Origin of the sequence: Weizmannia acidilactici, assembly GCF_008974225.1 — a bacterium.
GTDB lineage: Bacteria > Bacillota > Bacilli > Bacillales > Bacillaceae_C > Weizmannia > Weizmannia acidilactici.
This window is the reverse complement of record NZ_BKZR01000072.1, coordinates 1-5891: the sequence shown is the minus strand read 5'-3', so window position 1 is coordinate 5891 and position 5891 is coordinate 1. Positions and strand designations below refer to the sequence as shown.

Annotated in this window: 11 protein-coding genes; 5 read left to right on the top strand and 6 right to left on the bottom strand. The window is 37.1% G+C overall.

Translation table 11 applies throughout. The features are described from left to right. Positions 1-165 precede the first annotated feature (165 nt). The 6 genes from GBH70_RS16020 to GBH70_RS17895 all read right to left on the bottom strand — a co-directional run bounded on the left by GBH70_RS16020 (position 166) and on the right by GBH70_RS17895 (position 3093). On the bottom strand, positions 166-1356 hold the full coding sequence (locus tag GBH70_RS16020; RefSeq protein ID WP_151681965.1) for a tyrosine-type recombinase/integrase: 1191 nt from the start codon (positions 1354-1356) through the stop codon (positions 166-168). Between the two features lie 120 nt (positions 1357-1476). Next, a complete protein-coding gene (locus GBH70_RS17560) occupies positions 1477-1602 on the bottom strand; it encodes a hypothetical protein (protein WP_259370071.1) in 126 nt (41 codons plus the stop codon). A gap of 104 nt (positions 1603-1706) precedes the next feature. Next, positions 1707-2225, bottom strand: coding sequence for a DUF1829 domain-containing protein (locus GBH70_RS16015; protein ID WP_151681964.1), 519 nt, complete (start codon positions 2223-2225; stop codon positions 1707-1709). Then, entirely contained in the window at positions 2222-2476 is a 255-nt protein-coding gene (locus GBH70_RS16010) for a DUF1828 domain-containing protein (protein ID WP_151681963.1), read from the bottom strand. Before GBH70_RS16010 ends, GBH70_RS16015 begins: the two co-directional genes overlap by 4 nt. Positions 2477-2496: 20 nt before the next feature. After that, positions 2497-2874: a DUF6978 family protein gene (locus tag GBH70_RS17900; protein WP_371862266.1), complete on the bottom strand. Its 378-nt coding sequence runs from the start codon at positions 2872-2874 to the stop codon at positions 2497-2499. 108 nt (positions 2875-2982) lie between these two features. Beyond that, on the bottom strand, positions 2983-3093 hold the full coding sequence (locus GBH70_RS17895) for an excalibur calcium-binding domain-containing protein (RefSeq protein ID WP_151681968.1): 111 nt from the start codon (positions 3091-3093) through the stop codon (positions 2983-2985). Positions 3094-3260: 167 nt separating this feature from the next. On the opposite strand from GBH70_RS17895, the gene GBH70_RS16000 reads away from it, so the two are divergent. Genes GBH70_RS16000 through GBH70_RS15985 form a run of 5 tightly spaced genes read left to right on the top strand, consistent with a single transcriptional unit; the run spans position 3261 to position 5604 of the window. Beyond that, entirely contained in the window at positions 3261-3677 is a 417-nt protein-coding gene (locus GBH70_RS16000; protein WP_151681962.1) for a phage portal protein, read from the top strand. A 2-nt stretch (positions 3678-3679) separates the two neighbouring features. Then, positions 3680-3847 (top strand): hypothetical protein, encoded by a 168-nt coding sequence (locus tag GBH70_RS16890; protein WP_172968328.1) that lies wholly within the window; start codon positions 3680-3682, stop codon positions 3845-3847. Positions 3848-3852: 5 nt separating this feature from the next. Beyond that, complete coding sequence (locus tag GBH70_RS15995) at positions 3853-5019, top strand: phage minor capsid protein (RefSeq protein ID WP_308697092.1); 1167 nt, start codon at positions 3853-3855, stop codon at positions 5017-5019. Further along, on the top strand, positions 5015-5380 hold the full coding sequence (locus GBH70_RS17890) for a polymorphic toxin type 50 domain-containing protein (RefSeq protein ID WP_151681966.1): 366 nt from the start codon (positions 5015-5017) through the stop codon (positions 5378-5380). The genes GBH70_RS15995 and GBH70_RS17890 overlap by 5 nt, the downstream gene beginning before the upstream one ends. A gap of 2 nt (positions 5381-5382) precedes the next feature. Further along, positions 5383-5604 carry a hypothetical protein gene (locus tag GBH70_RS15985; protein ID WP_151681961.1) on the top strand — a complete coding sequence of 74 codons (222 nt, stop codon included), beginning with the start codon at positions 5383-5385 and terminating at the stop codon, positions 5602-5604. Positions 5605-5891: the final 287 nt, after the last annotated feature.

Sequence of the window (5891 nt, the reverse complement as noted above, 5' to 3'; positions counted from 1 at the left end):
TTTTATATGTTAATTTTCAGGGTAAATCACTGGGAAAAATATCAAACTTTGTATCAGGTGAATTCCACTTCTCTCGATATGAATTATCTACAGTCAGCATTCTACACATGTGGAGTGTGTCGTGCCTTTATCCTTGAAATAAAAGGGTTTGAAGGCAAGGTATGTTCACATTGACCACATTTTGACCACATACCTTGCCAATTTATATTTTGTAATGTATTTTTCAAATAGATCAACGGATTTTTCAGCCATTTTTTCGGTCACATGTGCATAGACGTCTCCGGTGGTTTTTATGCTGCTGTGTCCCAATCTTACTTGCAGTTCTTTTAGAGGCATTCCTGACTCAAGACATATTGTTGCATGTGTATGTCTTAGGTCGTGGAACCTTATCTTGGTAACGTTGGCTAATTTGATTATTTTATTAAAATCAGATGTTAAGGATCTCGGAAAGACAGGCTTACCTAATTTTGTAGTAAAGACAAGATTAAGTTCATCATTATAACTGTTTCTAAACGCCATTTTTATTTTTGTTTGCTGGACTTTCCATTCCTTTAAATCTTTAATCAGTGATTCCCCAACTTTTATTACTCGATTTGATGCTTCGGACTTTGGAGTACCGAAGCGATAGCCATCTTTATCGTAAATCAAAGTTTTTTCTATTTTTATTGTTTGTTCTTCAAAGTTTATATCTGACCATTGTAGTGCAAGTATTTCCCCACGCCTAGCCCCTGTTTTTAAAGCTGTACTTACTATCGCGAATGTTCTTAGATCATAAATTTTTGCAACCTCTAAGAATTGATTCATTTCATTTAATGACCATGTTTTTTGTTCTGATCTTCTCGGCCGCGGTCTTTCAACGTCAATTAATGGATTTGAATTAATGATTTTCCATTTCCTTGCTGTTTCTAAGCAACCATACAAAATAGTGTTGATGTATTCAACATATCGAGATGACAAGCCTTCATCTGACAGGTCGTTTATGAATTTTTGAAGCAAAATAGGTGTGAGTTGTATTACCTTATAGTTTCCTAATACAGGAATTATACGAAAATTGACGGCATTATTGTACTCGCGAAGCGTGGTTTCTTTGATTTTCCTTTTCATTATAAGTTCGAACCAACGTTTAAATAAATCAGATACAGTTATATTCAAGGTATCTTCATCGACTTCCAATTTATCCTTGCGCTTAAGTTCTTCCATTGCTTTATTTACTTTTTGCTGTGCTTCTTTTTTTGTATCTGCTCTTCTGGTTACTTGTCTACGTTTTCCTGTTATAGGATCACGTGGCCCATCCTCAGTGCATTTCCATTTGTAACCCTGTTTATTTTTAGCCGGCACCTTTTGAAAGTAAGCCATAACCAATCTCCTTTCGACCACATTTTTTGACCACATGATCAGCATTTAAAATTCTGTAGTATTGGTCAATAGGGATAGAAATACATATTAATTTTAAATGTGATCCTCCTCTTCAAGCAATTAGACCGGCGTATCAACTACTCTTTCCGCCAAGGCAATCATACGGCCGTTTACAATATGTATTTTTGACAATACGGGGATTGGTGCGGTTTTTTGCTCTGGATCTTTTTTGTTTTTGTCTTCCATCGAACTTACCCCCCTTTAAAGAATATTTGTTCTTGGAATGTATGTTCTGTTTAAAGTTCTAAGAAAAAGCCCTCGAGGGGCATGTAAAATTTTCACTTTTGAATTTATATGACCTTTAAATTTGTTACCCATTCTTGCCTTTTTGACCATTCCAAAACATCTACAGAATAGTTTTTAAAAGGACCTAAAAAACTATCTGACAGTGGTTTATTGGTGTCATTGGCAATGATCAGTAATTCAGAATTTTTCCTAGCATCTTTAATATCAAGCCATGAGAACAATGGTTCAACATAGCTATCGCCAGAAGGAGAATTAATTGCTTTTATTAATTTTTCATTCCTTGTTTTAGATCGTGGGAGAGCAAAATCAAAGTGGTTTGTTTTTCCTGAAATTCCTACATAGCTTGGGCCTTCGCTAAAGAAAACACCATTTTCTAAGAAGAAGTTTGATATTTCTTCTGTAAAAATGCTGATGACGGTGTTTCTTGAAGTTAAAAGCATATCTGAAATTCTTAAGACACATTGAATTAATCGATGTTGCGCTTCTGGATAGTCATTCACATTGTCAAAAGTAGAAAAAAGTTCTTCAGTATTAGGATTAAAATTAACTCCAAATGTTTTCAATGTAATATTAAAAAATTCTTTTCTTTTTTTTTTGAACTCTTAATATCAACGCCGAGTATGCTCAGTTCATTTATAGTGTAGCCATCGTCAGATATGATGTACTGATTTTTTTCCTTAGATAAAAATAACTGAATATAATCGTTGTGCATATCAACAAAAGGAGTAGTGATAGCAATAAATGAATCAAAATTCTCAAATGCAATTTTCTTTTGATTCCATTCATTGTATGTTCTTAGTAACTCATCAATCATTGATACACACCTCCAGTTCGCTAAAATAATTCTGCCTGATATTCATAATTATAGTCATTAATATTCCCGACATTACATCTTTCTAAAAACTTCCTCAAAATAACAGTAATTTCTTTCAATTCTTCTTCCGTCAGATACATTTTAGCATAATTGTCATCTAGGGGATATGCAATACTGTCTCCGTAATCAGGATGCGCAATATGTAAATGAGGGCACGGTATCACCTGATTTGCCAGAGGAAAGTAGCCTGGTGGATTCGGGTGATCTTGTACAATAATATCTAGTCTCAGTAGAGGGCTTTCCTTATGTTGTTGCTCCCTTAATTGGAAAGTACATTGCAGCTTTTTCCTGCCTTTTCGATTGATATCAACCCAGAAATAAAAAGAGCTACTTTTCAGTTCTATTTTTTATAATCCCCTTTTTAAGGGAGTTCGATTGGATTATTTTTTTCTATGATTCTTTTTAAGCAGGATATTAGTTCATTTATTGTATTAAAATCCACTTTATCATCTGCTTTCATAATGGTTTAAGGAAAAGCCCACGGGGGGGGGCTTCCTTATCTCCTCACAAGCAATGCCATCTTTATCACGGTCCAGTTTGTGGTTTGCGTTGTAAATCCCCCCTAAAAAAAATAATTGGTATTGATGTTAAAATAATAATAGCTAATAGAAAAACTGAACATTCAGTTGCACCCCTTTTTGCAGCAGCAATTTCCTTTTTGAAAACAGGTTTGTATTCAATATTCGTAAGGTGGTTGTTCACGTTCCATTTTGTAATATGATGTATTACGGCTTTTACAGGCGGGGCCAGCGTACAAACGGCAACGCAAGTAATCTCCGAGAACAGTAAAACATTCCGGATGAAAAACAGCCATGAAACACTGATTGCAGCAGGCATAAAGGAACTGATTGAGGTCATTCTGCAGCTGCTTGTGGTTTATGGAGAACTTCCGGCCATGCCAAAAATCGAAGTGACAGTCGACTTTGACGACTCGATTGCAGAAGACAGGCAGGCAAACGCGACTTATTACAGCGGATTGGTAGCACAGGGTCTCATGCCGAAGGTGAAAGCGATCATGCGCATTTTCGACTTACCAGAAGAAGAAGCGCGTAAATGGCTTGAGGAAATCCAGCAGGAATCCGCAACAGCGACGGCTGCGGCGATAGATCTGTTCGGTACTAATCAAGAAGGTGGTGGATAACTATGAAAAGCAAAAAGCAATTAGAAGAAGAGGCTCAAGAAGTGTTAGAGGCTATTGGCGACTTAATAAAGCAAAAAGCAAGCCAACGTATTGATAATGAGAACTTGACAGAATTCTCAAACATTGTTTGTTCGTATGAAAATTTATATCGCACAATCAATGAGTGTTGATAATCATGGATCCACTCAAGCAACAGCAAATTTCAGTACCGACCATAGAGGTGTATTTGGCAATCGAAGAACAAATCCTTTTGAATGTCGCTAAGTGCCTTAAAAAGAATCAATCTTTGCTCACGCCGGAAAACATTCACACATGGCAGGCGCAGCAGCTAGGTTTGCTTGGAGCACTCATACAAGCCAATATCATTACGATTGCGAAGAATAGCGGCAAAGCCATTGATGAGATATCAAAGGCCCTGAAAGAAGCTGGCTACTCGGCAGCAGGAGAGTTTGAAAACGACTTGCAAGAAGCAGTGAGACAAGGGAAACTTGTTGAACCGCCGGGTGCATTGGAAAATAGCAAATCGCTTGAAAATATCTTATCCGCATTTCAGGCGCAGGCAAAACAAACCTTTAACATGGTCAATACAACCATGCTGCAGCAGTCACAGCAGGCTTATATCAATATTTTAAGCACAACGGTAGGAAAGACATTGACGGGCGCACAAACGCCATTTCAGACCATGTCAGACGCCGCAAAGCAATGGGCAGAAAAAGGTATTCCGGCACTGGTTGATAAGGCGGGAAGGCAATGGAGCACAGAAGCGTATATGAACATGGTAGTAAGGACATTGGTAGGAAATGTCGCCAACGAAATGCAGTTGGGCCGTGCTCAAGAATACGGCGTTGACCTGGTTGAAGTCAGTTCGCACATGGGCAGCCGGCCGTCACATGAACCATTTCAAGGGCATATTTTTTCGATCTCAGGAAAGAGCAACAAGTTTCCGCCACTGAGCAAAACCGGTTACGGTACACCCGGTGGATTGCTCGGCATCAATTGCCGTCATGAAATTTTTCCGTACATTGATGGGGTAAGCAAGAAGACTTATCATCTGGTTGACCACGAGAAAAATAAACAGGCATATATTGAATCGCAGAAACAGCGAGCGCTAGAACGCAGAATTAGAGCGGCTAAGCGTGAACAGATGATGATGGAGGAAATTGGCGATAAAGAAGGTGCGCTGAAAGCAAAACAGAAAGTACGAGAACAGCAGGCGGATATGCGGGCGTTTATCAACGACACTGGCAGGACACGTCGGTATGACCGGGAACAAATAGGTTTAATGACTAAACGGAACGCGGAAGAAACATATCAACAATTGACAAGTAAAAAAAGAGATTAGAAATAAAATTAAAAATGGAGTAATTACAACTAATATTAATCCCGAAAAACAAGCACGGCACATTTACGGTAATCCATCATATGAAGCATATAAAAATAAACTGGAGAAAAAAGGAATTCATGGTCTGAGTTACATTATAATTTCACAAGAAGAAGCTCAAAAATTAGTAAAAAAATATGCTGGAACAGGAAGAATATGGTTGAATGGTTTAAAGTTCGCTAATAAAGAAACAATTCTTAACAACGAACAAAAAATAGGGTATTATGTAGATATAGAAGGAAATCATATTTTAACCAGTGTGTTTGATATACGGTATTCAAAGACAGGAGTCCATATTTTCCCGACAAAGGGAGATGGTTGATTTTGAAACTTATGCAAATAAAGTCATATTTGGAGAAGCAAGTAATACTAACCGATAGTAACGGAAAACGGTATGAAGGCTTTCTTACTAATTATGTTCCAGAATTAGATGATGATAATTTAATTGAAAATGTTGATTTAATACCAAAAGATCAACAAAATACGACTAAAGGATATGGATTTACTTTCACATTGGATCAGATTAAAGATATACAAGCAATGTGAATATTCCTATATACTCAAAATAGGCAAGCTATGAAATATCAAGTTAAAGGAATCATCTTTGTGGTATCTGAACAAATTGAATAGATAAAATAAGCATCCAAATTAGTGGGTGCTTTTTATTTTGTCTATAAAACGAAGAATGAGGGATAAGGCATGAAATACGATGTGAAAACCAAAGATGGGGGATTTGAAGTTGACGAAGTGACAAGTGTCACAGTTGATGAAATCGGTGTGTACTTCATGAAATTTGGTGTAACACTCGCTTTCGTTCCACTTAGTGAATTGAG